The organism is Bacillus sp. FSL K6-6540, from assembly GCF_038007545.1.
Genome location: NZ_JBBOXH010000002.1, coordinates 311,634 through 337,994, shown reverse-complemented (window position 1 = coordinate 337,994; position 26,361 = coordinate 311,634). Strand labels below are relative to the sequence as shown.

Here is a 26,361-nt window from a genome sequence, read left to right as displayed (position 1 = left end):
TACTTTGATAATTTTCAATAAGGAAATATGTAAAACGGGATGGCGTAATCGCCATCCCGTTCATTATACACCTAAATCGTTTTGCAGCTCTTCTTTAACTTCCTGCAGCTTTTGCTGATTCAATTTGAAATAATAGACTCCGGCAGGTTCATAATCATAACCCGTCAGCTGAATAGACTCAACTGATTTCAATGAAGTGATGAACGGGAACAGGCCGATGGCATCTTTAAGAGATAAGTTCATTTTTAAATTTTGCCCCATCGTATCCACAATATCATCATAAGCCGGAATTGAGCTCAATGATTTTGATTTATCTATAATGGCGCTCAGCACTTCCATTTGTCTTTGCCCGCGTAAAAGGTCACTGTCCGCTTTACGTGTTCTTACGTAAGCGAGCGCTTCTTCACCATCAAGCGTATGTGTTCCTTTTTGAAGAACGACTTTACCTTTTGTATCTTTTTTGATTTGCTGAATGACTTTATCGCTTTTTACCGTTACTTTGACGCCATTTAACTCGTTTACGACGTCTTCAAAAGCCGTGAAATTGCTTTCTACGACATAATCGACGGGAATATCCAGCATTTGTTCAACTGTTTTCACAGTCAGGTCAACGCCGCCGTAGGCGTGAGCATGTGTGAATTTATCATACCCGTGGCCTGGGATATTTACATAGGCATCACGCGGAATGCTCAGCATTTTAGCTGTTTTTTCTTTCCGATTAAATGTAACCAGCACATTCGCGTCACTTCTTGCCTGATCGACGGTCTCGCCGTTTTTCTCCCTGGCATCAATTCCTAAGAGCAATACAGAAAATGAATCTTTTCCCGGATCAAATTCTTTGATCCGTTTTACGGATTGTTCTCCGCGTGCAAGGCTGACGTGAGCTTCCTTAGAAGCATTGTTCAGCTTTACAAAAGCGTAGGCGCCGACAGAGCCTGCCGCAATGACTAGAAAAGCCATTAAACCGGCAACGACTTTCACCCATTTTCTCAGTTTTCTCTTTTTCTTTCTGCGTTGTGTTCGTTCTTCCATATATCAATACCTCACGTTTCTTTAATATTTGAAGCGTACCATTCTATTTGCCATGGGGCAACTCCTCGAAAGACATTTTTCGATAAATATTCCTATATTTATAAGTTCTTGTTTTTGAAAATTGATAATGATGATGTGCTGAATCACCTTATATTGGACGCCGCAGCAGGTAAAATGTTTCAGTGACATTGAAAAAAATACAAGTAAATGATTGGAAAACCTATGATCAGCAAAATAAAAAGGTTTAATAGCCGGAAAAAGAGGCTAAAAGATTTCTAAAAAAATCCCACAGACAATGTCATTGCAGCTGATGGAGAAAGGGAGTCATTTTTATGAAAAAGCAGTCAAATATATGGCTTTATTTTTTCGGAGCTCTTGGAGGCGCGTTATATGGCTATGATACCGGAGTGATTTCCGGAGCTATTTTATTTATGAAAAAGGAGTTAGGCTTAAACGCGTTTACAGAAGGTCTTGTTGTCAGCTCCTTGCTGGTTGGGGCGATATTAGGCTCAGGAGCAGCCGGCAAGCTGACTGACCGTTTCGGAAGAAAAAAAGCAATTATGGCAGCCGCGCTGCTGTTTTGTATAGGCGGTCTTGGTGTCGCACTGGCCCCAAATAGGGGAGTCATGGTGCTGTTTCGCATCATTTTAGGACTTGCAGTCGGAACATCGACGACAATCGTGCCCCTTTATTTATCTGAACTGGCGCCAAAACATAAACGCGGGGCGCTGTCATCGCTGAATCAGCTGATGATCACGGTCGGCATCCTTCTTTCTTACATTGTCAATTACATATTTGCCGATGCCGAAGCGTGGCGCTGGATGCTTGGATTGGCTGCTGTGCCGTCATTGCTCTTGCTCATTGGCATTTTGTTTATGCCGGAGAGCCCGCGCTGGCTGTTCACGAATGGCGAAGAAAGCAAAGCAAAGAAAATTCTTGAAAAATTGCGTGGCACAAAAGATATTGATCAGGAAATACATGATATAAAAGAAGCGGAAAAGCAGGATGAAGGCGGTCTGAAGGAGCTGTTCGATCCATGGGTGCGCCCAGCGCTTATTGCAGGTTTGGGACTCGCTTTTTTGCAGCAATTTATCGGAACGAATACGATCATCTACTATGCGCCAAAGACCTTTACAAACGTCGGATTTGGAAACTCCGCTTCGATTTTAGGCACGGTCGGAATCGGCACAGTCAATGTTGTCATGACATTAGTAGCGATTAAAATCATCGACAAGATTGGAAGAAAGCCGTTATTGCTATTCGGGAATGCGGGAATGGTGATCAGCTTGATCGTTCTCGCTTTAGTAAATCTCTTTTTCGATAACACTCCGGCTGCCTCATGGACGACCGTCATTTGTTTAGGCGTGTTTATCGTTGTCTTTGCGGTCAGCTGGGGACCGGTTGTGTGGGTGATGCTTCCTGAATTGTTCCCCCTTCACGTCAGAGGAATCGGGACCGGTGTTTCGACCTTAATGTTGCACGTTGGGACACTGATTGTTTCACTAACCTATCCAATATTAATGGAAGCGATCGGAATCAGTTATTTATTCCTGATTTATGCCGCGATCGGTATCATGGCGTTCTTATTTGTTCGATTTAAAGTGACAGAGACAAAGGGAAAAAGCCTTGAAGAAATTGAGCAGGATTTACGGGACAAAAACGGACAGGGAGGAGCAGCCGGAAAACAGCAGACTGTCGGAACATAAAAAAGGGTGCGCGATCATGCGCACCCTTTTGATTGCTTACTTTCCCACCGTACCAAAGTTAATGATTTTAAAAGAAATATCGTACTTAAAATCAGCCTCAGAAAATATTTCATCCCAATGCCCTTTTACTTTATTCCAGTAGTTAGGGTGTTGAATCCTTATGTGGTCTGATAAAAAGACCGGATCGGTTTTATACTCGTGCTGCAGTTTATCCATTACCTGCTTTACGTCTCGTTCAAGCTTTTTCTCAAAAATGTTCTCCAGCCTGTGCAAATATCTTTTGCTAAAGGAGTTTTCATTCGGGTTTTGGTCTTCTGTCAGGATGCCCTTTGTTTTAACAGAAATCTGAAAGACAGGCTTTCCGTTTTCAATGACGGGCTTAATTTTCGTTTTCGACTTTTTAATTTCAAACGTAATCGGATGTCCTTTATCTGTCGTTGGCATGACACCGCCTTGGATCGTCCCCATGACCCATGTCAGTGTTTGGGTTTCATCAGCTGAAAGAAACCCAACGAGTTTATTGCTGCCTCTTTTGATAACGCCTGAACCGTCATACTTGGCTTTTCCCTTTTGGTTTTTCACGGCTTGAATAAGATAACTGTACCCGTTCTGAGAGTATATAGATGCTCTGCCGATGCGCAGCGGTATCATAATCTTACCGTTATATCCGCTGTGAGTTGTCAAATCAATCAGTTTTTCTGAGGGCATCGGCTGCTGCTGATTGGGGTTTCCTTTTGTGAAAACATCAGCTGCATTCCCTCGGGCTGCCATCAAATAGCTGCTTCGCCGCAGCTCATCATCCCGGATAAAGTGGTTGAAGACTTGGTCTACATTTTGATTCCTCATCAGTTTTTCTCCCAAAAGAATCACTTTTAAATGATCGCTATAAACAGGAGGGTCCTTGATGGATACGTCACTGACTGCTTCCAGGATCGTTTTCCCGTAGGACGTCACATTAACAAATTCGGGTTTTCCGGATGATTGGCTGTCTTCGCTTTGGGGAAGAAGGTTTTGATACGTCAGTTTGTACTGGTGATCATCTGTCTCATCAATCGCCAGCCCTCTGGCAAAGGATAGTTTCTCAATATTTTTAACATCCCAGCACCCGCAGAGAACCTGCAGCATTAGAAACATGACTGCGAGTTTTGTTGCTGTTTTCATTGCAGCTGACTCCTCCCAAGTTTTTTCTGTACCCAGCTTAAAAGCCAGACGAAGAATGGAATTGCAATCACAATTAAGAAAGCATATCCAAGAAGCGTCCCGTAATAAAACACGTCATTCAAGTCCTTGGGATACATCGTTATGAAAAACGTCGCAACCAGCATTGCAGTCAGCAGCCAAGCATTGTTTTTATTTTTTAGATGAAAGATTTCCGTTAACCCGATATGGGCGCCTTTGAAGGATCCGAGCATACAGGTAAATTGCTGAGCTGTCCAGGTCAGCTGTAAGAACAAATCAAATCGTTCAATAAAAATACCCGGAACCTCTAATGCGTGGATGAGGGAAATGGTCGGCCATGTCACCGTTTTTGCCTCAGCCACAGTCATACAGCCAATCACAATGAACAAAGAAATGCTGTAGAACACTGTAGAAGTCCCGATCCCAAAAGCAACAGCCTTTTTCGCTTGCTTTGGATCTCTCATAAATGGGACGAGATAAAAGATGATTTCAAATCCTGAGAAATATAAAAGTGTTTTTGGGAATAAAGAGAAAAAACTTTGATAGCCTCCTTCAAAAACAGGCCGGATAAAATCGAACTGGAACAAGCGAAAGCTGAACATCAGAAGCATCATAAAAATAATAAGGGTTATAGGAAAAATATAAGCGTATACTTTTGCAATTGAATAAACGCCTCCGCCCACATGATAGATGGCAACTGCAAGAAATATAAACACAACAACTGCCATTGGCGTGTTTTTCAACAAAAAGAATCCGACAACCTCTCCCAAAATCCGAGCTTGAAAGCAAACAATCCCAATGAAATATAGACAGATATATAAATTCAATAGAAAGCCGATGAATTTTCCAGCTACAATGCTGTTGAGCTTAAAAAGAGTTTTTTCGCTGTTTTTTTGAAGGAAAGGCAAAAAAAGCAGAACAATGATAATAAAAATAACGCCCTGCAGCAGTATCATAAGCCATCCGCTCGGACTGCCGGTTTCGGCAGCTGAGCGGGGAAGGGTTAGAACCCCGGCACCGATCAGTGTGCTGCTGATCATAATGAGCGTCTGCATAAATGTCAGTTTATGCTCTGATTTCCTCATAGCCATCACCTTTGTCTGATGTTATCTTCGGGATCGTTTCGTGTCGGTCTTCTTTTTAAAAACATCGTGGGAATACGGATGACTGTGTCTTTCAAATCCTGTCCAGGCTGCGCCATGATCGGGATAATGTAATCCTGTCCAAAGCTTTTCAGGCGCATGAGATGGCCGATCACAAACAGATAAACCATTATAACGCCATACATGCCAAGCGCTGTTGCACTTATCATAACCCCGATCCGAATGATCCGCAGCGGAAAGTTATAGGCGTATGAAGGAACGGTAAAGGATGCCAGTGCTGTGACAGAAACGACAATGACCATAAGCGCACTGACAATTTGTGCCTGAACAGCTGCCTGTCCGATGACGACCCCGCCGATAAGGCCAATTGTCTGTCCAATCGGCTTAGGCAGCCTTAATCCGGCTTCTCGAATCAATTCGATCGTAAAGATCATGATAAAGGCCTCTATAAAAGGCGGGAACGGTACGTTAAGCCTGCTGCCTGCAATGGAAATGGCCATTCTAGTCGGCAACAGCCCGGTGTGAAAAGAAACGAGAGAAATATACAGACCGGGCAAATAAATGGTGATCAGGATGCTGGAATAACGAAGAAGGCGTACAAGTGACATTGGGATCCAGCGCTGGCTGTAATCATCGGGCGAATGAATAAATTCGTCAACCGTAGCCGGTACAATCAAAGCAAACGGCGTACCATCCACTAATATGGATACTCGTCCTTCTAATAGAGCAGCCTCTACACGATCTGGCCGTTCTGTACTTAAAATCGTGGGGAAAATTGAAAATGGTTCGTCTTCAATCAGCTGTTCAAGCGTCCCCGATTCCGGCAAATTATCTATATTGACTGATTTCAGCCTTTTAAACACTTCTTTGACGACATAATCGGGGGCGATATCCTGAATATAAGCGACAGCGATTTTCTTTTTCGTCCTTTTTCCGAGTGTCATTTCTTTGATGACAAGATTAGGGTCACTCGTCCGTTCACGTATAAGCGCCGTGTTTGTCCGCAGCTTTTCAATAAATCCTATTTTAGGGCCGCGTTCCACGACTTCGGAGGAGGGTTCATCAAGACTGCGTGTTGCGACTGACTTTGTGTCGAAAGCTAATCCTCCGCGATAGCCATCAGCGAGCAAAATGGCTTGACCTGAAAAAACGAGTTGCTCTATTTCTTTCATTGTAGAAACAACGCTGTGGTGAAAGCCGAAAAAAAAGGCGGATAAGTCTTCAATCGAGCTTTCCTTATGGGCTAACGCCTCTTTTTGTAAAGGAGAAATGACGTATTGCGCCAGCATTTTATTCTCTGTCAGACCGTCAATATACAGTAAACACGCCTTTTGTCTGCTATCTCCGAAAGCAAATGTATAAAACATCATATCGTCGTTTTGTCCCAATGTTTTTTTCAGTGTGTTTAAATTGTTCTGGAGATCAGAGTCGATTTGCATAGTTTCTCTCCTTCGTAAACAGATTGACGGTTTTTATTAATTTGTATCAAAAAAGGAGAATTATTCTTATCGAGGAAAAGGCTGAAACAAAGCTTCTTTTCGACGTGATATAATAGATAGGAAGCGTTTTCTTTGAAGGGGTAGTGAAAAGATGATGCTTTGTACATATGTTGTCATCGGAAAAAAGACAGCTTATACGGGCGTTTGTAAGAGGGGCGCACCGGGAAAATGATGATCAGTTATTTACAGGGGAGGGGTACGGATCATGACGCAATCACCGATTTTTCTAACGCCTGTGTTTAAAGAAAAAATCTGGGGCGGAACCGCTTTACGAGATAGATTTGGATACAGTATTCCTTCAGAATCAACGGGGGAATGCTGGGCCATTTCCGCTCATCCAAAAGGACCGAGCACTGTTGCAAATGGCCCGTATAAAGGAAAGACATTAATCGAGCTTTGGGAAGAGCACCGTGAAGTATTCGGCGGCGTAGAAGGGGATCGGTTTCCGCTTCTGACAAAGCTGCTGGATGTGCGGGAAGATACGTCAATTAAAGTTCACCCTGATGATTACTATGCCGGAGAAAACGAAGAGGGAGAACTCGGCAAGACGGAATGCTGGTACATTATCGACTGTAAGGAAAACGCAGAAATCATTTACGGGCATACGGCCCGCTCAAAAACCGAACTTGTCACAATGATCAACAGCGGTGACTGGGAGGGCCTGCTGCGAAGAATCAAAATTAAACCGGGTGATTTTTATTATGTGCCGAGCGGAACGCTGCATGCATTGTGCAAGGGGGCCCTTGTTTTAGAGACTCAGCAAAATTCAGATGCCACATACCGGGTGTACGATTATGACCGGGTTGATAGCAACGGAAGTCCGAGAGAGCTTCATTTTGCCAAAGCGGTCAATGCCGCCACGGTTCCCCATGTGGACGGGTATATAGATGAATCGACAGAATCAAGAAAAGGAATAACCATTAAAACATTTGTCCAAGGGGAATATTTTTCGGTGTATAAATGGGACATCAATGGCGAAGCTGAAATGGCTCAGGATGAATCCTTTCTGATTTGCAGCGTGATAGAAGGAAGCGGTTTGCTCATGGATGAGGACAAAACATGTCCGCTCAAAAAAGGCGATCACTTTATTTTGCCGGCTCAAATGCCCGATTTTACGATAAAAGGAACTTGTACCCTTATCGTGTCTCATATTTAAACTTAATCTCACTTCGAGATTAAGTTTTTTTTATTAGAAAATGGAAGTGATTCACCTATAAATGAAGCATGCGCGTGCCGATAAATAAACTAGTTTTATATACTCATAGAATAAGAAAGAGGAGAAGGAATGAAAAAGAGACTAATCGCACCTATGCTTCTATCCGCCGCGTCCCTTGCCTTTTTTGCCATATCTGGTTCTGCCCAGGCAGCCGCGTATACCGACTACTCACTATATAAAGTAGAGCCGTCGAATACGTTCAGTACAGAAAGCCAAGCCTCACAAGCTGTCGCCAAACTGGAAAAAGATACTGGCTGGGATGCATCCTATCAGGCTTCAGGCACAACAACGACCTACCAAATTTCCGCCTCAGGCATTCATAGCGAATCAGAAGCGAAAGCAATACTGAGCGGACTCGCCAAACAGACATCGATTACAGGAACGTCAAGTCCTGTTGGAAGCAAACAGCCATATGTCACCATCTCTTCAGGTGCCATCTCCGGAGAAAAACAGGCCAACACTATCCTAGCAAAGCTGAAACAGGAGACGGGAGTGGCTGGCGCTGTAAAAGCTTACGGAGCAGCTCAGCCCTATATGAACGTCATGACATCAGACATTGCTGATGAGACAAAAGTCAAGGCGCTTATCCAGAGCCTGGCCAAGCAAACGGGGATTAAAAGCTCGTATCAGCCCATCACACACACGGTGTCTGTCACAACCATTCAGTCTGGCACAATCGTGGGAGACAGCAGAGCAGCGCAGATCAAAAACGCCTTCCAAAAGGAATCTGGGCTGCAGGCATCATTAAAGGAAACAGTGAAAGGGCAAGCCTATTATACGTTCACAACTGCTGCCATTTCAGGTGAAGCGAATGCCAAGATTCTATTGCAGCAGCTGAAACAGAGCACTGGCATCACAGGCAGCTACAAGTCCATCAATCAAAAAACAACCGTTGAGTCATACAATGTCCAATCAGCTTATTTCAAAGGGCTGAATACAGTAAAGGATGCCATCAGCCAAATCAAGAAAAACACCGGCGTATCCGGCAGTTATCAACAGGTTGGAAAAAGCACATCATATACCGTGAATATGAAGGGTATAACAAAACAGCAGCTCCAAAAAATAGACACTTTCTTTAAAAAGAAAAAATGGCATTACACGTCATCCAGCGTCAAAAAAACGACAACGTCTGCAGCTTATCAAATCACGACGGCAAAGATTTTAGGCGAGCAGCAAGCAAACAAAGCAGCAGCCTTCTTTGCTCAGAAAAAAGTAAAAGCTGCAAAAACAGCAGCTGGATCAACAGCAGAAAATCAATATCAGCTCATCTCAGAAGAAACATCAGATCAAGCAAAAGTCACAAAGGGCTTGAACATATTAAAGCAAAATCAGCTGAGTGCTTCTGCGAAATCCGTCAAAAAACAAATAGCTGACACGTTTAAAATCACAACCGAATCTCTGTTTGATCAAACGAAAGTCAATCAGGCACTCACGTTTTTCAAATCAAATCATATATCAGCAGCAAGCCAGAAAACCGGTCAGACAGCTGCGAGCAGCTACCAAATCACAACTGAAGCTATCATCAGCCAAGAAGAGATTGACCGCGTTTTAACATTTTTCAAGCAAAATAAAATCGCAGTCACAACATCAAAAACAGGCCAGACTGCATATACACAATACAAAATCGTGACAACACAGCTCAGCAGCAAAACAGCATTGAACAATGGGTTAACCTATCTTAAATCGAAAAGTGTAACCCCGAGCTATACAACGAAAAGCAATACGCTTTATAAAATCAGCGTAAATGAGCAGTTCACAGGCAATAATACAGCTGCTGCGGCATCAACGAAGCTAAAACAATTATACGGATGGACATCATCTATCGTGAAGATCAAAAACGGCCCGCAAATCATGAAAACAAATTACAATCTCTCGCTTCGTGATATGGTCCAAAAACAAATGACAGTAAGTCCGCAAACAGACGGAGCGGCTTACGTATCGCTCACGTACATTAATACAGCAACATCAACCGTTACGGCTGATGTACTAAATATCCGGTCAACGCCGGAAGTCAGCCCGACAAACGTGATCGGCCAATTTAAAAAAGGCGATAAAGTGAAAATCATCGGACAGATAAACGGCTGGGCTAAGATCAATTTGGGCTGGCGAAACGCAAGCAGTGATGAAGTAGTTCAATACGTGGATCCGAATAACTTTTCCAGAGACAGCAAATACTACTTCCAATTTCTCAAGCTGTCACAGACAGCGGGCCTCAGCGTTACTGAGGTCAATCAGAAAGTGCTTGCGGGTAAAGGCATCCTGACAGGGAGAGCAAAGGCATTTATCGATGCCGCCAATCAATATAGCATCAACGAACTGTATTTAATCTCACACGCTCTTCTGGAAACAGGAAACGGGACATCCGCTTTAGCCAATGGATTAACCTATAACGGAAAGACCGTATACAACATGTATGGAATTGGAGCATACGACAGCAATCCGAATTACTACGGAGCCAAATATGCGTACGAACAGGGCTGGTTCACACCAGAAGCGGCCATTATCGGCGGAGCTAAATTCATAGGCTCATCGTATATCCACAACACAGCTTACAATCAGGACACACTGTACAAAATGAGATGGTCAGCTACAGCGACACATCAATACGCAACAGACATCGGCTGGGCGTACAAACAAGTAAACCGCATGTACAGCCTGTATTCATTGCTGGACGGCTATACACTTTACTTTGATGTTCCGGAATATCGATAAAAAAAACACCTTTTGCGGCTGCAAAAGGTGTTTTTGATTTATCTTTTAAGAACCTTATCCTCTGATGGCTCTTCTTCCTGAGGGAAAACAATTTGATCGACGACTCGCTCACTTGCTTTTCCATCAAGATCATCGAAGAAATAATGAACAAATGAATCAATTTGCTCAAAGTTATACTTCTCTTCTTTAATGATCGAAATCATTTGCTCAGACGTTTTCGCAAGAGGGCCAGGAATAAAGTCAAAGTAATCGTAATAGAAATCACGTTTGCGAATATAATCATCTACATCATAGCTGAAGAAGATCATTGGTTTATTTAATAAAGCATACTCAAAGCAAACAGAAGAGTAATCCGTTATCAGAATATCTGTTACGAGCAATAGCTCGTTAATTTCCCTGAACGAAGAGAAATCATAAAAGAAATCGCTGTACTGATAAGGTATATTGGCATCGTTTCGTACGAATGGATGAATTTTGAATAAGAAGATATATTCATCCTTTAACTCTCGATACAGACGGTCAAAATCAAGCACTTCAAAAGGATAATGAGCTGATTGCTGACCGTTTCCGCGGAAGGTTGGAGCAAAAAGAATGACCTTTTTGTCCTTTAGAAACGGATATTCCGTGTAAAGGCGTTCTTTTACAAATGCCTTCTTCGCTTCATCAAAGAAAAAGTCTGTTCGCGGTACGCCCGTAGCAATGACGTTCTCAATATCTACCCCAAAGCCCTCTGCGTAGTGCTTCCGTATATTTTCAGAGCTGACAATAACCTTCGTGTAGTTTCTATGGTTTTTCGAATGCGGTGACGGTCCTCCTGGCAGACCGATTCGGCTGTAGCCGAATGTCTTAAAGGCGCCGACAGCATGCCACAGCTGGACAAGGTCCGCATTTTTACGGATTTTTAACGGATAAATAATCGGATAAAAATCATCTATAAAAATGATTTTGCTTGTCGCAAAATGATAAGCCATCGACATCAGTTCAGACAGGCTTTTTCTATCTCGAATGCTGCTCTTTAAGAAAAATTTGAAATCAAAATTTTCTTCACGTTTCAGCAGCTCTTCATAAACAAATTCGAAGTTTCCTGTCATATCAAGCCGGCTGTCAGAAGCAAAGACAATTTTATTAGACTTAATTGGAAGCAGGCGGAATACATCATAAGCAAAATGGAATAAGCTTGTATTCAGCTTGCGCAAAAAGCGGTTTGCCTCTTTTCCAGTATCCAGCTCCAAAAGGCTCGGATCAATTTCCTGCAGTTTGTTGCAAGACAAATTAATCGTCTTTTCGCCCTCATCATAATTAACGATTAAATTGAACTTCATCAGCTTTTTAGCAGAATGAAATTCCATTTTTGTGGCATACACATCATTAGAAAGGAAATTACTTACATTTCCGACTGTATGCACTTCCTGATGTTTTACATTTTGGTCATCTACAGCTTCAATCTCGAGAAACAGCTTATACTCGCCTTGCGGAAGAGGTTTGTCATTCATCAGCTTAGAAAAGTTAATCTGCTGTGAAAATCCTGCCCACTTATAGGCTCCAGGCACATTTGAAGTATCAATTGACAGCTTATCTACCGGAACATCCCGCAGTGAAACAGCTGTAAATAAAACACCGTTGTTCACCAATAATAAACGTTTTCGAACCTGATCCTCTTTTTGAAGCGGCAGGCCCTTGATATACATATAACCCGCAATTTTTAGAATTGACCCATTCCAAGAAAACTCAGAAATCTTTCTGACAGGGACTTGCTGGTTTTCTTCAATTCGCTTCGTTTTATCAAATAGAGAAAAAACCCTGTTATCAGCTGGATGGACAATGACAGCTGCATTTTCTTTTTGCGTTTTCTTTTTTGATCTGAAAAGTCTGTTCTTAATCTTTCTTGCCAGCTTCACTTTGTACCTCACTTTCTCCTAATCGGCACCAGATGTTAAAAATGATGAAATAAAATCGGCTACCCGCTCTGAAGATTTGCCGTCCTGATGGGTGATAAATGCCTGTGAAAAATCTTCAATACGTTTCGTATCAGCCTCGTGATCACTCTCGATATCGTGTACAAGCGATGGAACGTCTTTCGAAATCGGCCCGGGTACAAACGATTCAAACGGGTAGTAGAAATCACGTTCTTCCAAGTAGTCTTCTAAATCCGGGCAGTAAAAATACATCGGACGTTTCAGCAGGCTGTACTCGAAAATAACTGAAGAATAATCGGTTATCAGCCCATCAGAGATTGCCATCAAATCGTACAAAGAGTACGAATCAGTTAAATCCAGCACAAAATCATCCTCTTCCGTGTGCGCATGTTTGCGCATATACGGATGAAGATGGAGGATCACGACATAATCTTTATGGTTTAGCGCCGATTTTAATTGTAGCAGATCAAGCGGTATAGCGTCACCCTCTTGATGATGTCCGCTGCCTCGAAAAGTAGGAGCATACAAAAGCTTTTTTTTATGCTTCAGTTCAGGATAAACCCGATGAAACTCATCCAGTACAGTGCGAATATGTTCCTTATGATAAAAATAATCCGTTCTTGGAATGCCGAGCGGCAAAATCTGCTTTTGCTCCATTTGAAAGGCTTCGGCGAAATGCGGAACGGCAGCGGGTGCACTGACAATGGCATAATCATAGTTTGAATGCACGGGAACAATCTTCAAATAATCAGAAGAAGGGCCGAACGGCTTGTTCACAATGCTGTAGCCAAATTTTTTAAACGCGCCGCAAGCATGCCAAAGCTGGATGGCAACAGTTTCCTTTCGTTTTGGCACAACATACAAAGGAAAATAATAATCATCCAACAAAAGCACGCGGCATGTTGCAAGGTGATATAACGAGCTGAAAAGATGAAGCAAATATGCAGCTCGTCCGATCAGCCCCTTATCCATCTTGCGGAACAGCAGGGTGATGCGAAGAGTTGGATCTTGCTTCAGCTTTTCATAGACACCTTTAAAATTATCACTTAAATGATCCTCACGATAGGAAGCTATGACAATTTTGTTGTGCTGTACTGGTAATAAAGCGCTCAATAGTTTATAAGCAGTGCCGAATACTCCTTTTACAATTTGCGTAAGGAATGTTTTCACTGTTTAAATTTCCCATTCAATAACAGTTTTTCCCCAAGATGAAGTCAAATCTGCTTCAAACGCGTTTGTAATTTCCTCAATACTGCGTACCGGGAAGCGTCCGCCAACTAATGTTTCTAAATAATCAACGACTTCAGGGTATTGAGCTAAAAAGTCTACAGTACGGGCAAAATCCTCGCGTCCGCTTCGGCTACTGCCGATCAGCGTAATCCCTTTTTCAAGCACCATTCTTGTTTCAATTTCAACAGGGTATTCAGATACGCCTAAGAGCGCTACACACGCTTCAGGATGGACATGGGCAATGATTTGCTCAATTGCGCTTTCACTGCCGCGTCCGCCCACGCATTCAAAGGCATGATCGATTCTGACATCTTCAGGAATGTCGTTAATTTGATAAGCTGCATCAACAAAAGAAAAATGATCAAGCTTGTAAGGTGTTTTTCCGAAAATAAACACCTTGCTGTCTGGATATTTTTTCTTCAGTAGAAGCGTCATGATAAATCCGAGATTTCCGTCCCCCCAGACACCGAATGTGTCACGCTTCTTATGCGCCATGCGCTCAAAGCGGGAAAGCGCGTGAACTGCAATTGTAATAAGCTCAGTGAAGGCTGCGACATGCGGATTAATGCTGTCTGGAAGCTCAACAAGCCGATCAGGCGCCATGAACATATAATCCTGCATAAATCCATCATAACCGCTTGAACGGAATCTGCTGGACCGCAGGTAATTCTCCGCGATGACTTCATGCTCTTCAACCGGTGTATTTGGCACCATAACCACCCGGGTTCCGACTTTAAATGTGCCTGTCGGATCAAACATGACTTTTCCGATTCCTTCATGGATCAGAGCCATTGGCAGTTTTTTGTCCATCGCTTCTTTGCCGCGTGAGCCAGTATAATAACGCTGGTCTGCAGCACAGATGGATAAATGGGTAGGACGGACGACGACCTTATCTGAATGGACAACTTTATCTTTATATGTCACTTCAAATTGTCGGGCAGAAACTAAACGATATGTTTGATTAATCATTGTGAAATTCGCTCCTGTAAAATGGCATTAGCCACTTTTAAGTCATATGGTGTCGTTACTTTAATGTTAAAGACTTCACCGCGGACCAGCTTCACTTTTTCACCTGCTAACGAGCAGATCTTGCAAGCGTCAGTAAGGACAGCTTTTTGCTCATCGGACAGTTTATTATAAAGCTCGACCAATTTGCTGATCCGGAAGCTTTGCGGTGTTTGCCCCTGATACATGTTATCGCGGACAGGGATATCAGAAATAAATTCCTGGTCTTCTGAAGCAATAATTGTATCAATGGCTGAGATAACAGTATCAACCGCGCCGTATTGAAGAACAGCATCAATGTTTTCATCGATAATGCGATGAGTGAGAAACGGACGCACAGAATCGTGAGTGATGATCACGTCATCATCCTGAATACCGAATTCTTTTTCAATATAGCGGATGCCGCTCATAATAGATTCATTACGGTCGCTGCCGCCTTCAACGACAATCAGGCGATCATCCTGCCCGATGAATTTCTTTAAAATGTCTTTTGTATGGTTAATCCACTCTTTAGGGGAGACGATTAAAATCTTATCGAAACGGTCATTTAATAAAAACTTTTCAACCGTATGAATGATAATTGGGCGTTTATTTAACGGCAAAAACTGTTTTGGCATATTGACGTTCCCCATGCGGGAACCTTTTCCACCGGCTAGAATCTCAGCATAAATCATAAAATGACTCCTTCCTTACTACAACTCATAATGTTTTATAAAAGGTTTTCATATTATTTGCAATACCGATCTCTATTATATATAAAGATCAGCTTGATTTCTCATTTACATAGCTTAAAAGCAGCTTGCTGGCATTCCCTCTCGAGTACAGATTCCATTCACGTGAAAAGCGCTCCACTTCAGCTTGAAGCCTGTTCATATCTTTCAGCTGGTCCAAGAGCATTCCTGAATCACGGCAAGGAACTCCGGGGATTACCTCTGTATAATGACGGATTAAACCGCGGGTTCTGTTGTAAGCCTCCATATCATACGTATAAAACAAAATGGGTTTGTCCAGCAAAGCAAATTCAAAAGGGACAGAAGAATAATCTGATATTAACAGATCACTCATTTTTAAAAGGTCTGCAAGAGGGAGGTCTGATACGTCTTTTATCCACGCACTATCCCCATGCAATTGAGCATATTGCTTCATAACAGGATGAAGTTTTACTGCAAGTAAATATTCTCCTTTTAAATCATGCTGCAGCTGTTTTTCTGAAAATGGCAGCGAAAAGCTTTCAAACTGATGATCCCTAAAGGTTGGCGCATACAGGATGATTTTTTTCTCTGCCGGCAGGTGATATTTGCTTTTAAGGTCACTGCTGTTTTCCTTCACCTCATAGTAAGCATCGGTTAAAGGCACGCCAAACCGAAGAAATTTATCACCTTTTATATCGAAGAATTCCTTGAATATGTCAGCCATATGTTCAGAACCGACGACAATCCGGTCAAATGAAGCATACACTTTGCGAAAGCGTCTCACGTCAGCCCGCGAACGATTCTGTGTGTTGATATCCTTTAACCCAAATCGTTTAAACGCTCCATTCGCATGCCAAACTTGGATACACTCGATATCAGGTCTGCAGGTCAAAACGGTTGTCAAAACAAAATAGTTATCAACAATCACAGCTTTACTGCTCAGCATAGAAAAGACCGCTTTATATATATGAAGCGGGTGTTTTTCGTTAATAACTGAAACAGTAAGCTCAGGAAATTCTGTTTCCAGCGATTTGGCATGCTGGGTCAGAAGTACATGAATGGGAAATGAGTAGTGTCCCATCTGATATTCCTTTAATATTGCCCGGGCATTATCAGGAAAGGAAACAAGAAGGGTCACTTGACTTCCCGGTTTGACCCAAAACAGCAATGCGCCGATGACTTTGATGAACAAATAGTAAAAAAACGCAAACCAGGATTTCAATCTGTCATCAGCTCAAAACGGCTGCCGCGGATTGTCGGCAGGCACAGCGAAAGATTCATGCATTTCATTACATACCATAGCTCCTTTAAGGCCCATTACAGATGGCGTGATTGATCTTTGACCTGTCCCGTATATTGCGGCTTTGCTGAAGTTCGTTCATGTTTCAGCACGGCTGTAACATACTTAGGAATGCTAAGCATTCTTCTCCAGCGCGCAGGGTTTGTGATCAGCCTGTACATCCATTCAAGGTGAAAACGGATAAAAAATGAGGGCGCTCTTTTGACATTGCCGCTGAACACATCAAAGCTTCCGCCCAGCCCTACAGAAACAGCCTGAGGGAATAGATGTCGGTATTTATGGATAAAGAACTCCTGATTAGGATAACCTAAAGCAACAAATACCATGTCAGGATTTGAGGCTGCGATCGTGTCTGCCACCTCATGTTGATTCTTCACATAGCCGTCAGAATATCCGGCAATTTCAATCCCAGGATAATCACGTTCGACTCGCTCGATTGTCTGAGCAATCACATGCTTAGCTGCACCGTAAAAGAAAACCCGTTTTTTCTTTTGATCAGCCTTCTCAAGCAAAGACGTAAACAAATCATAACCGGCGATTCTGGATTGAAGCGGCTTACCAATTAGCTTGGAAACCAACACAACACCAATGCCATCCGGCAAAATAAAATCAGCAGATGAAAGAACCGCTTCATAACGCGGATTTTGCATCGCTTCAAATCCGATTTCAGGATTCGCTGTTACGATGAACGCACCTTTATTCTGGTCCAAAAATGACATTTCTAAATGTGATACAAATGAAGTCAGTTCACCGTCTACAAAATCTAATTGATTAATGGGTTTCGTTTGCATCGTATCAACCCTCCTTTTCATCTATATGTCTATAAAAAACACGTGTCATTCGTATAGTTTGATTAAAGACTCTTTGTCTGAAAACATTTTACTCTATCTTACCACAAAAATCTTTAGGAACTTTTAACATTCACATTACAATTCCTTCACGTTTTGACGATGAATTAATATGAGGAGGGCGTACAAAATAAATGACGCAGCAGAAAGAAAATCGTTTCACTTAAAAACACGACAAAAGATTCGATTTTTTCGAAAAAGAAAACTTGTTATAATGGGTATGGATAAGACATTAGACCTGTAAAAATTATACATCAATACAACGATGATACCAAAAAATGCTGGTGATTGACATTTTTAAAGAGCCTTAACTTTTATAGGAACTTATGCTATTATTGTTCAATATTAATGGTACGTAAAAAATGTGTCGAAATTATAAACAATCTGTTAAGGTTTGTGGTTTTTTTCTGGTACTCTCAGTTGAAAACAGTTGGAAGGTGATGTTATCTGATGAAGAAAGTGATAACGTACGGAACATTTGATTTATTTCATTATGGACACATGAAGCTGCTACAAAGAGCAAAAAATCTGGGTGATTACTTAATCGTGGGATTATCTACAGATGAATTTAATCTTCAAAAACAAAAAAAATCGCATCATTCCTATGAACATCGAAAATTCATTTTAGAAACAATTGATTTTGTGGATGAAGTGATTCCCGAAAAAAACTGGGAACAAAAAATTTCAGATATTCAAAAGTACGATATAGATACATTTGTGATCGGCGATGATTGGAAAGGGAAATTTGACTTCTTAAAGGAATATTGTGAGGTCATTTACCTTCCGAGAACAGAAGGCATTTCAACTACCCAAATCAAAAAAGACATGGCTAGTTTATAGAAGCACTAACTTAAAGAGGCTTGAAGTAATTCAGTTGCTTCTTTTTTTCTTGTTGGCGCAAATATAAATTTTTTACTCTTTAAGGAGTTCATTATGAAATCTTTTATTTTACAAAAATGCAGAAGTTTATTAGTCAGGGCCTATTCAGTTCTTTTTAAGATTTTTGCTCTTCTGCCAAGAAACAATAAATTAATTTTATTTGAAAGCTACTCAGGAAAGCAGTTTAGCTGCAATCCCCGAGCAATCTATGAATATTTACAGGAAAATAAAGATCAATATGATTATAAAATGATATGGAGCATTGATAAACGATATTTGTCGGCATTAGACGGCGTAGATCGATATATATAAAAAGGTTTTCTTTTAAGTGGATTTGGTACATGGCTACAGCGAAATATTGGATTACAAACAGCCGGCTCCCTTTATGGATTCCAAAACCAAAAAACACATTGTATGTACAGACGTGGCACGGCACTCCGCTAAAAAAACTTGCTAATGATATGGATGAAGTGCATATGCCCGGAACCACAACTGAAAAATATAAACAGAATTTTCTGCAGGAAGCAAGCAAATGGGATTATTTGATTTCTCCTAATGCTTATTCGACTGAAATTTTTAAACGGGCATTTCAATTTAAAAAACAAATTTTAGAAACAGGTTATCCGAGAAATGACATTCTATATTCACCAAATAAAGAATCATTAATAAATAGGGTAAAACAAGAGTTAGAAATTAGCGAAGATAAAAAAATAATTTTATATGCACCAACTTGGAGAGACAATGAGTTTAAGAAAGTTGGTCAGTATAAATTTAAGCTTCAATTTGATTTAGAGGAAATGAAGAGGAAGCTTGGGGACTCTGTGGTTATTCTTTTAAGAATGCATTATCTAGTTTCAGAACAATTTAATTTAGGGAAATATAAAGATTTTGTGAAAGATGTTTCCTTATATAAAGATATTCGAGATTTATATTTAATTAGTGATTTATTGATTACGGATTATTCTTCTGTCTTTTTTGATTATATGAATTTAAAAAAACCCATTGTATTTTTTGTGTATGATCTCCCGGCTTATCGAGACTCTATCAGAGGTTTTTACTTTAATTTTCAGCAAAAAACGCCAGGAAACTTGGTTCAAACAAGTGAAGAACTTATAGATACTGTAATAGAGTTGTTACATAATCCTTATATAGATCATAACTATGAGGATTTTTATAACGAATTTTGTAATTTAGAAGATGGCAAGGCTTCTAAAAGAGTAATTGAAACGATCCTTTAACTTCTAAATAAAGAGGTACAAACATGTTTTCTATAATTATGCCAATATATAATTCTGAGAATTATTTAAGGTACTCAATAGAGAGTGTCATTAACCAGTCAATAGGATTTAAGGAAAATATAGAACTGATATTAATAGATGATGGCAGTGTGGACAGCGGCCCTCAAATTTGTGAGTCCTTTAAAAATCTATATCCTAATAATATTAAAATCATGAAAATTGAAAACTCTGGACCTTCTCGCAAGAAATTGTGGATTATCAAATGTAAGCGAAAAATCTAAATTTATTGGTTTTCTTGATTCTGACGATGCATTGTCTCAAAATGCACTGCAAAGTGTTTATGATTTTTTTTGTGATTTCGAAGATGTAAATATCGCGGTATTACCTGTTTATTACACAGGTGAAAAAGAAGGCGAACATAAATTAAATAATAGATTTGAAAAAGGAACAAGAGTTATAAATATTCTCAACGATTATAAAGCTATTCACTTTTATATTGGCGGCACTTTTTACAGAAGACATACACTAAATCGTACCGTTCAGTTTGATGAATCTATCAAGTTTTGGGAAGACGCTATCTTTTTTAATCAGTTATTACTGAAAGAAAAAAGATACGGAGCAGTTGCAGAAGGAAAGTATTTTTATAGAAAACGGAAAGAACAGAACTCATTAGTTGATCGTTCGTGGTTTAACAAAAAAAGGTACACATATTTGTTGAATGAATGTTACATGACTTTGTTGATGGATTCAATAAAAAAATATGATATAGTTTTGCCTTATCTGCAATTTTTAATTGTATATCATATGAAACTGTTTTTATATCCGAACTATAGAGATGTTTATAAGTCTGTTTTAGATCAACAAGAACAAAAAGTTTTTGTTGATAATTTTATAAAAGTTTTAAAATTTATTGATCCGCAATTTATAAAAGAGCAAGATATGCCGATGTACTATAAAGAATTTATGTTTCACTTATTAAAAGAAAATACAGAAGCTCTTGAAAATATAAAAAAAGAAAGAGTACTGCTTAGTTCATGTACTGTTACTTCGACAAAAATAAAAGGGTTTAGGCTTGAATTAACAGGGCACTTTATTAACCAGTATTATGAGATGAAAGAAAATGACAGATTATATATAAAATATTTTAATAGATTAAAAGTATGTAAACGAAAAGAACTGAAAAAAACAATTGAAGTATGGGGATATAAATTAAGAGATTTTAGACATGCTGGTTTTGTTGTAGAAATACCGATTTGGGCCCTTGCATTTGACTTTGTCCTAAAAACACCAAATGATGCTTTAGAACTTAACCATGTAAACGTATTTAAAAGTTTTCTTACAAAGACTTTAAAAAACAGGTAAGGAATCCTTTTCATACATTTTACTAGATTAATCATGTTTTTTCAAAAATTTAGCACTCTAATTGTTTTTACTTTTATTTACCCGGATTCTTATTCATATAAACATTTTGTTAGGAGTAATCTTTTATGAACGAAAAGAGTTTTAACTATGATTTCAGTGTTATAATGCCGATTTATAATGTCGAGTTATATCTAACTGATGCAATAGAAAGCGTTATTAACCAGACTATAGGCTTCGAGAATATTCAGTTAATACTTGTGAATGATGAAAGCCCCGATAAAAGTGAAATGATTTGTAAAGAATATGCTCAAAAATATCCAAAAAATATTGTATATGTAAAGAAACAGAATGGCGGAGTGAGCAGTGCCCGAAATTATGGTTTAAAGTATGCTAAAGGCAGATATATTCAATTTTGGATCCAGATGACTTAGTTTCAGAAGAAACATTCGAAAATGTTTTAAACTTCTTTAACCAACATAAAAATGAAATTGATATTGTAGCAATCCCAATATTTTTTGAGGAAGGAAGAACTGGAGAACATAATCTAAATAATAAGTTTTCTTCAACGAGAATATTGGATGTGGAAAAAGAACCACATCATATATTAACTCATTGCTGTTCTACATTTATAAAAAATGATGCCTTGAAAAATATCAGGTTTGATGAAAATTGTAAAATAGGTGAAGATGCTAAGCTAGTTAATTTAATTATATCGCAAAAGAAAAAGTATGGTCTTGTTAAGGAGGCAAAATATCATTATAGAGTTAGAGAAGATGGATCGTCTGCCATGCAGACCGCTAAAGCAAATAAGAATTGGTTTAACCATTCACTTATCACTTTCTCCAAGAATTTAATCGATATCACCAAAAATAATGAACAGAAAATACCTTTGTTTCTTCAATACATGGTTATGCATGATTTGAAGTGGAAATTATTGATTAAGGATATTAGTGAAACACCTTTAGACGAAAATGAATACCGCGAATTTTTAACATTGATACGAGAAGTATTATCGTATATTGACGACGATGTCATTATTAATACAAAAAGTGTCAGCCATTTCTATCTATATCATGCTTTAAAAATAAAGCACGGTGAAAATTATAGTAAGTATGTATATGAAAAAGAAACTGAACAAGATTATTATTTATTCAGAGCAGATAAAATTGTTTCGAAGTTATCGAATCAAACTCTAACTATTGAGATTTTAGAAGAAAATGAGGATTCTATTCATATTGAAGGATTTTGGAGCTCTCTTTTTAATTCTAAAGGCTTTAATTTTTATGCTAAAATTGGAGAAATTAAAATAAAAGCTAAGAAAATAAAAAGAAGTCATAACGATTATATAAGTTTGGGTGAAGTAATAAAAAAATATCCTGGTTTTTCTATAGATATTCCGAAAAGCTATCTTGATGGCAATCACCATATTGAATTTTTTATAGCTAAAGGTAAAAAAAGAAAAATGGCAAAACTTCGATTCTTTAAGTATTCAGGTTTGTCAAATGATCTATTTAACGCTTATGCGGCTAAAAAGGATTATATCTTTTATTATAATTATAAAAAACTAATGTTCAAACAAAACAATTTTAAAAATAGATTTATAAAAGAATTTCGTTTCTTAAAATCCCTTAATAAATTAGGAGATAAATCAAAGAAACGAAAATCAGCTATTAAAAAGGCAATGTTGGCAAGAGTGGCACACCATGTTTTTACTATTTTTAACAGGAAGCCAGTATGGTTATTCATAGACAGACAAGATAAAGCTGATGATAATGCAGAGCACCTCTTTAAATATGCAATCAGCAAGAATGATGGGGTAAAAAAATACTTTATAATAAAAAAAGATAGCAAGGATTACAACAGGATTAAAAAATATGGAAAGGTTATACCATACAGATCTTTTAGACATAAAATTTTAACCTTATCCTCTTCCAAAGTAATATCGACACATGCAGATATATGGGTTGTAAATCCATTTTTTAATATGGAGATTTATTTTAGAGATTTATTTAATTTTGAGTTTGTCTTTTTGCGGCATGGAATAACAATGGCAGATCATTCTGAATGGTTAAATAAATACAGTAAGAATATCAAATTATTAGTCACTTCTGCCAAACCTGAATATCGGTCTATTGTGAAAGGGAATTACAACTATAAAAAAGAGAATATTTTGTTGGGTGGATTTCCGAGATACGATAATCTTAAGAAGAGTGAAGGAGAAAAGCGGCTTCTAATAATGCCGACTTGGAGAAAAGATATTGTATTACCGAAAGATCAGGCAAAAGGAGTAAGACCGTACAACCCGAAATTTAAAGATAGTGAATACTTTTCTAGGTATAATGCTTTGATTAATGATGAACGGCTAATCGAATTTGCTAAGAAAAATAATTATAAAATAACTTTTTTTCCGCACCCAGATATTCAGCAACAGATTGTAGACTTTGAAAAGCATGAGTATGTGGAGTTTGCCGACTATAACAGCGGCTATCAAATGCTATTTAATTCTTCTAATATAATGATTACTGATTTTTCATCTGTAGCGTTTGATTTTGCATATGAGAAAAAACCTGTTATCTATTATCAATACGAAAAATCATACCATTTTAAACTTGATTATTATGATTATAAAAAAATGGGGTTTGGTGATGTAATAGAAGATCATAATAGCTTAGTTGATAAAGTTATCTATTATATGAAAAACAATAGTCGTATGGAAGATAAGTATAGAAAAAGAGTAGATAACTTTTTTGCATATACTGATAAAAATAATAGGAATCGTATTTATAAAGCTATTTTGGAATTAGATAATAATAAAGTTGCTAAGTGAGTTTAATTTGCCCTATACTGACACTTTAAAGTAAAGAGAAGTTCTGCGGGACTTCTCTTTACTTTTCAAAAGTGAAAAAAACCTCAATATCTGTTACAATATTCACCGGTGCTTTCAAATTTCTTTAACCGAAAGATCCAAAAAATCATTTAAGTCTAAGGAAGATAAACAATGAATGCATTAGTAAGAATCGTAAAAGAGCAAGTGACATCGTTTCCTTTAATTTTGCGCTTAGCTTCGTATGAGACAAAGTCTCAGTATCAGATGAATTATCTTGGCGTATTATGGCAGTTTCTCAATCCTCTCATTCAAATGCTGGCGTATTGGTTTGTATTTGGTATGGGGATTCGTAACAGCAAGCCAGTCATAACAGGTATTGGAGAAGTTCCTTTTATTGTTTGGATGCTGGCTGGTTTGATCCCGTGGTTTTTTATTAGCCCGACGATTCTGGATGGATCAAACAGTGTATTTAAACGGATCAATATGGTGGCGAAAATGAATTTTCCGATCAGTTCACTGCCTTCTGTTGTGATTGCTTCAAATTTATTTAGTTATTTTGTAATGATGGGTGTTTATGTCATTGTGCTTTTAGCAAGCGGTATTTATCCTAGCTTGCATTGGATACAATATATTTACTATTTAATCTGCATGATTGTGTTTATGTTTTCATTTAGCTTGTTTAACTCTACAATCAGTGTGCTTGTCAGAGATTATCAATTTCTGCGCAGGCCGTAACCAGATTATTGTTCTTTTTACTTCCGATTTTTTGGAATATCTCAGAGCAGACTCGGGAAAAATCACCCGAATCTTCTGCCTGTGCTTAAGCTGAATCCGATTTTTTATCTGATAGAAGGATTTAGGAACAGCTTCTTAGACGGAAAATGGTTTTTCCAAGACATGAAGTACACGCTGTATTTCTGGCTGTTCACATTCCTTTTATTGTTAGTGGGTTCTATTCTGCATATGAAATTCAGAGACAAGTTTGTTGACTTTCTTTAATACGTAAGGAGATTGTACGATGAAACTAAAAGTTTCGTTTCGAAATGTTTCAAAGCAATATCATTTGTATAAAAAACAATCGGACAAGATAAAAGGATTGTTTTTTCCGGCTAAGGATAATGGTTTTTTTGCTGTGCGGAATGTCTCCTTTGACGTGTATGAGGGAGAGACAATCGGCTTTGTAGGGATAAATGGATCAGGGAAATCAACCATGTCTAACCTGCTGGCTAAAATTATTCCGCCGACCAGCGGTGAAATTGAAATGAACGGCCAGCCGTCGCTGATTGCGATTCGCCGGTTTAAATAACCAATTAACGGGCCGGGACAATGTCCGGCTCAAGTGTTTGATGATGGGGTTAACCAATAAAGAAATTGATGATATGTATGACAGCATCGTTGAATTTGCCGAGATTGGCGATTTTATTAATCAGCCGGTTAAAAACTATTCTAGCGGGATGAAATCTCGTCTCGGTTTTGCGATTTCCGTGCATATTGACCCTGACATTTTAATAATTGACGAAGCGCTTTCTGTAGGGGACCAAACGTTTTATCAGAAGTGTGTAGACAGAATAAATGAGTTTAAAAAGCAAGGAAAAACGATTTTCTTTGTCAGCCACTCAATCGGTCAGATTGAAAAGATGTGTGACCGTGTTGCTTGGATGCACTATGGCGAGCTTCGTATGTTTGATGAAACAAAAACGGTTGTCAAAGAGTATAAAGCGTTTATTGACTGGTTTAATAAGCTGTCTAAAAAAGAAAAAGAGACATATAAAAAAGAGCAGACGGAAGAGAGGAAGAAAGAAGATCCTGAAGCGTTTGCCCGTTTCCGCCAAAAGAAGAAAAAGCCGAAATCATTGGCTAATGCGGTTCAAATTGCTATTTTGTCTATCCTGACTGTATTCATGGCAGGAACGATGTTCTTTAATGCTCCGCTTCGTACAATTGCTTCGTTTGGCGCTATCCCGCAAAATGAAGTGAAGAATCATCATGGCAATGCAAAGGGCAAGTCAGAGGAACGCTTAACCGCAGTCAATAAGCAAGGGTTTATAGCAAATGAAAAAGCGGCTACTTATAAAGATCAGGGTTTGAAACAGAAGGCTGACGTTACACTGCCATTCGGTACAGAGGTGTCGGTAGCTGCAAAAGGCAAACAGGCAGCGAAAATAAAGTTTAACGGACAGTCTTATTTTGTTAAAAAGAGCGCTGTTGCAGCTAACATGAAACATGCTGAATTGCATGCCGCTGCATTTACGTCTTATGTCTCGCAAAACGCAGCTTCTTCCTATGAATACTTTCTGAAATTCCTGGGAGACAGCAGAACCAGCATTCAATCCAAGTTGAATGGATATACTGAAGGGGATACGGCTGACGGCAGAAAAACATTAGATTTTGATTATGAAAAAATCAGCTATGTGTTGGAGAATGATAAAGCAACAGAGCTTATTTTTCATAACATTTCTCCTATCACCCCGACGTCACTATCCTTAAGTGATAGCGATGTATTGTATGACAGCAGCAAGAAGCGTTTTCTTGTGAATACAGCTGATCAGGTTTTTGCAGTTGATAATGAAGAGCATACACTGACTTTGATGTTGAAATAAAAAAAGGCTATTGGATG

Annotated in this window: 16 protein-coding genes and 4 pseudogenes; 10 read left to right on the top strand and 10 right to left on the bottom strand. The window is 39.0% G+C overall.

Annotation, left to right across the window (positions count from 1 at the left end; genetic code table 11):
• Positions 1–63: 63 nt before the first annotated feature.
• A complete protein-coding gene (gene tagT / locus MHH82_RS34070; RefSeq protein ID WP_015714819.1) occupies positions 64–1,032 on the bottom strand; it encodes a polyisoprenyl-teichoic acid--peptidoglycan teichoic acid transferase TagT in 969 nt (322 codons plus the stop codon).
• 332 nt (positions 1,033–1,364) lie between these two features.
• Between tagT and MHH82_RS34065 the strand changes: the two genes are divergently transcribed.
• A complete protein-coding gene (locus MHH82_RS34065) occupies positions 1,365–2,738 on the top strand; it encodes a sugar porter family MFS transporter (protein ID WP_340797435.1) in 1,374 nt (457 codons plus the stop codon).
• Positions 2,739–2,774: 36 nt separating this feature from the next.
• Here the strand turns inward: MHH82_RS34065 and gerBC are convergent, their stop codons facing one another.
• From gerBC to gerBA, 3 genes are read right to left on the bottom strand one after another with little or no spacing between them, the layout of a single operon-like run.
• Entirely contained in the window at positions 2,775–3,899 is a 1,125-nt protein-coding gene (gene gerBC / locus MHH82_RS34060) for a spore germination protein GerBC (RefSeq protein ID WP_041850454.1), read from the bottom strand.
• Positions 3,896–5,002: a spore germination protein GerBB gene (gene gerBB, locus MHH82_RS34055; RefSeq protein ID WP_072175936.1), complete on the bottom strand. Its 1,107-nt coding sequence runs from the start codon at positions 5,000–5,002 to the stop codon at positions 3,896–3,898. Before gerBB ends, gerBC begins: the two co-directional genes overlap by 4 nt.
• Before the next feature lie 5 nt (positions 5,003–5,007).
• Positions 5,008–6,459, bottom strand: coding sequence for a spore germination protein GerBA (gerBA, locus tag MHH82_RS34050; protein WP_038829878.1), 1,452 nt, complete (start codon positions 6,457–6,459; stop codon positions 5,008–5,010).
• 265 nt (positions 6,460–6,724) lie between these two features.
• Here gerBA and manA point away from each other — a divergent pair, with 265 nt between their 5' ends.
• Entirely contained in the window at positions 6,725–7,675 is a 951-nt protein-coding gene (gene manA / locus MHH82_RS34045) for a mannose-6-phosphate isomerase, class I (protein WP_041850456.1), read from the top strand.
• A gap of 129 nt (positions 7,676–7,804) precedes the next feature.
• On the top strand, positions 7,805–10,447 hold the full coding sequence (gene lytD / locus MHH82_RS34040; RefSeq protein WP_041850457.1) for a beta-N-acetylglucosaminidase LytD: 2,643 nt from the start codon (positions 7,805–7,807) through the stop codon (positions 10,445–10,447).
• 38 nt (positions 10,448–10,485) lie between these two features.
• Here lytD and MHH82_RS34035 read toward each other — a convergent pair whose 3' ends face one another.
• The 6 genes from MHH82_RS34035 to MHH82_RS34010 all read right to left on the bottom strand — a co-directional run bounded on the left by MHH82_RS34035 (position 10,486) and on the right by MHH82_RS34010 (position 17,381).
• On the bottom strand, positions 10,486–12,345 hold the full coding sequence (locus MHH82_RS34035) for a CDP-glycerol glycerophosphotransferase family protein (RefSeq protein WP_015384814.1): 1,860 nt from the start codon (positions 12,343–12,345) through the stop codon (positions 10,486–10,488).
• An 18-nt stretch (positions 12,346–12,363) separates the two neighbouring features.
• On the bottom strand, positions 12,364–13,533 hold the full coding sequence (locus MHH82_RS34030) for a CDP-glycerol glycerophosphotransferase family protein (protein WP_041850459.1): 1,170 nt from the start codon (positions 13,531–13,533) through the stop codon (positions 12,364–12,366).
• Between the two features lie 3 nt (positions 13,534–13,536).
• Positions 13,537–14,562, bottom strand: coding sequence for a ribitol-5-phosphate dehydrogenase (locus MHH82_RS34025; protein WP_003235523.1), 1,026 nt, complete (start codon positions 14,560–14,562; stop codon positions 13,537–13,539).
• Positions 14,559–15,272, bottom strand: coding sequence for an IspD/TarI family cytidylyltransferase (locus tag MHH82_RS34020; protein ID WP_003235520.1), 714 nt, complete (start codon positions 15,270–15,272; stop codon positions 14,559–14,561). The genes MHH82_RS34025 and MHH82_RS34020 overlap by 4 nt, the downstream gene beginning before the upstream one ends.
• Positions 15,273–15,360: 88 nt before the next feature.
• Positions 15,361–16,512 (bottom strand): CDP-glycerol glycerophosphotransferase family protein, encoded by a 1,152-nt coding sequence (locus MHH82_RS34015; protein ID WP_072175937.1) that lies wholly within the window; start codon positions 16,510–16,512, stop codon positions 15,361–15,363.
• Between the two features lie 95 nt (positions 16,513–16,607).
• Complete coding sequence (locus tag MHH82_RS34010) at positions 16,608–17,381, bottom strand: WecB/TagA/CpsF family glycosyltransferase (RefSeq protein WP_072175938.1); 774 nt, start codon at positions 17,379–17,381, stop codon at positions 16,608–16,610.
• Positions 17,382–17,888: 507 nt separating this feature from the next.
• On the opposite strand from MHH82_RS34010, the gene tagD reads away from it, so the two are divergent.
• From tagD to tagH, 7 genes and pseudogenes are all read left to right on the top strand, one after another.
• A complete protein-coding gene (tagD, locus tag MHH82_RS34005) occupies positions 17,889–18,278 on the top strand; it encodes a glycerol-3-phosphate cytidylyltransferase (RefSeq protein ID WP_029318766.1) in 390 nt (129 codons plus the stop codon).
• A 93-nt stretch (positions 18,279–18,371) separates the two neighbouring features.
• On the top strand, positions 18,372–18,629 hold the full coding sequence (locus MHH82_RS34000; RefSeq protein WP_340970413.1) for a CDP-glycerol glycerophosphotransferase family protein: 258 nt from the start codon (positions 18,372–18,374) through the stop codon (positions 18,627–18,629).
• A gap of 29 nt (positions 18,630–18,658) precedes the next feature.
• Complete coding sequence (locus MHH82_RS33995) at positions 18,659–19,555, top strand: CDP-glycerol glycerophosphotransferase family protein (protein ID WP_340970411.1); 897 nt, start codon at positions 18,659–18,661, stop codon at positions 19,553–19,555.
• A 23-nt stretch (positions 19,556–19,578) separates the two neighbouring features.
• Positions 19,579–20,917, top strand: a pseudogene (locus MHH82_RS33990) (glycosyltransferase family 2 protein).
• Positions 20,918–21,042: 125 nt separating this feature from the next.
• A pseudogene (locus MHH82_RS33985) lies at positions 21,043–23,744 on the top strand (bifunctional glycosyltransferase/CDP-glycerol:glycerophosphate glycerophosphotransferase).
• A 171-nt stretch (positions 23,745–23,915) separates the two neighbouring features.
• A pseudogene (gene tagG, locus MHH82_RS33980) lies at positions 23,916–24,743 on the top strand (teichoic acids export ABC transporter permease subunit TagG).
• A 19-nt stretch (positions 24,744–24,762) separates the two neighbouring features.
• Positions 24,763–26,344, top strand: a pseudogene (gene tagH / locus MHH82_RS33975) (teichoic acids export ABC transporter ATP-binding subunit TagH).
• Positions 26,345–26,361: the final 17 nt, after the last annotated feature.

Bases quoted from the DNA above. Each gene is read 5' to 3' on its own strand.
- gerBB (WP_072175936.1), bottom strand. From the start codon at position 5,002: ATGAGGAAATCAGAGCATAAACTGACATTTATGCAGACGCTCATTATG.
- MHH82_RS34020 (WP_003235520.1), bottom strand. From the start codon at position 15,272: ATGATTTATGCTGAGATTCTAGCCGGTGGAAAAGGTTCCCGCATGGGG.
- gerBC (WP_041850454.1), bottom strand. From the start codon at position 3,899: ATGAAAACAGCAACAAAACTCGCAGTCATGTTTCTAATGCTGCAGGTT.
- tagT (WP_015714819.1), bottom strand. From the start codon at position 1,032: ATGGAAGAACGAACACAACGCAGAAAGAAAAAGAGAAAACTGAGAAAA.
- MHH82_RS33995 (WP_340970411.1), top strand. From the start codon at position 18,659: ATGGCTACAGCGAAATATTGGATTACAAACAGCCGGCTCCCTTTATGG.
- manA (WP_041850456.1), top strand. From the start codon at position 6,725: ATGACGCAATCACCGATTTTTCTAACGCCTGTGTTTAAAGAAAAAATC.
- MHH82_RS34025 (WP_003235523.1), bottom strand. From the start codon at position 14,562: ATGATTAATCAAACATATCGTTTAGTTTCTGCCCGACAATTTGAAGTG.
- lytD (WP_041850457.1), top strand. From the start codon at position 7,805: ATGAAAAAGAGACTAATCGCACCTATGCTTCTATCCGCCGCGTCCCTT.
- MHH82_RS34000 (WP_340970413.1), top strand. From the start codon at position 18,372: ATGAAATCTTTTATTTTACAAAAATGCAGAAGTTTATTAGTCAGGGCC.
- MHH82_RS34065 (WP_340797435.1), top strand. From the start codon at position 1,365: ATGAAAAAGCAGTCAAATATATGGCTTTATTTTTTCGGAGCTCTTGGA.
- MHH82_RS34010 (WP_072175938.1), bottom strand. From the start codon at position 17,381: ATGCAAACGAAACCCATTAATCAATTAGATTTTGTAGACGGTGAACTG.
- gerBA (WP_038829878.1), bottom strand. From the start codon at position 6,459: ATGCAAATCGACTCTGATCTCCAGAACAATTTAAACACACTGAAAAAA.
- tagD (WP_029318766.1), top strand. From the start codon at position 17,889: ATGAAGAAAGTGATAACGTACGGAACATTTGATTTATTTCATTATGGA.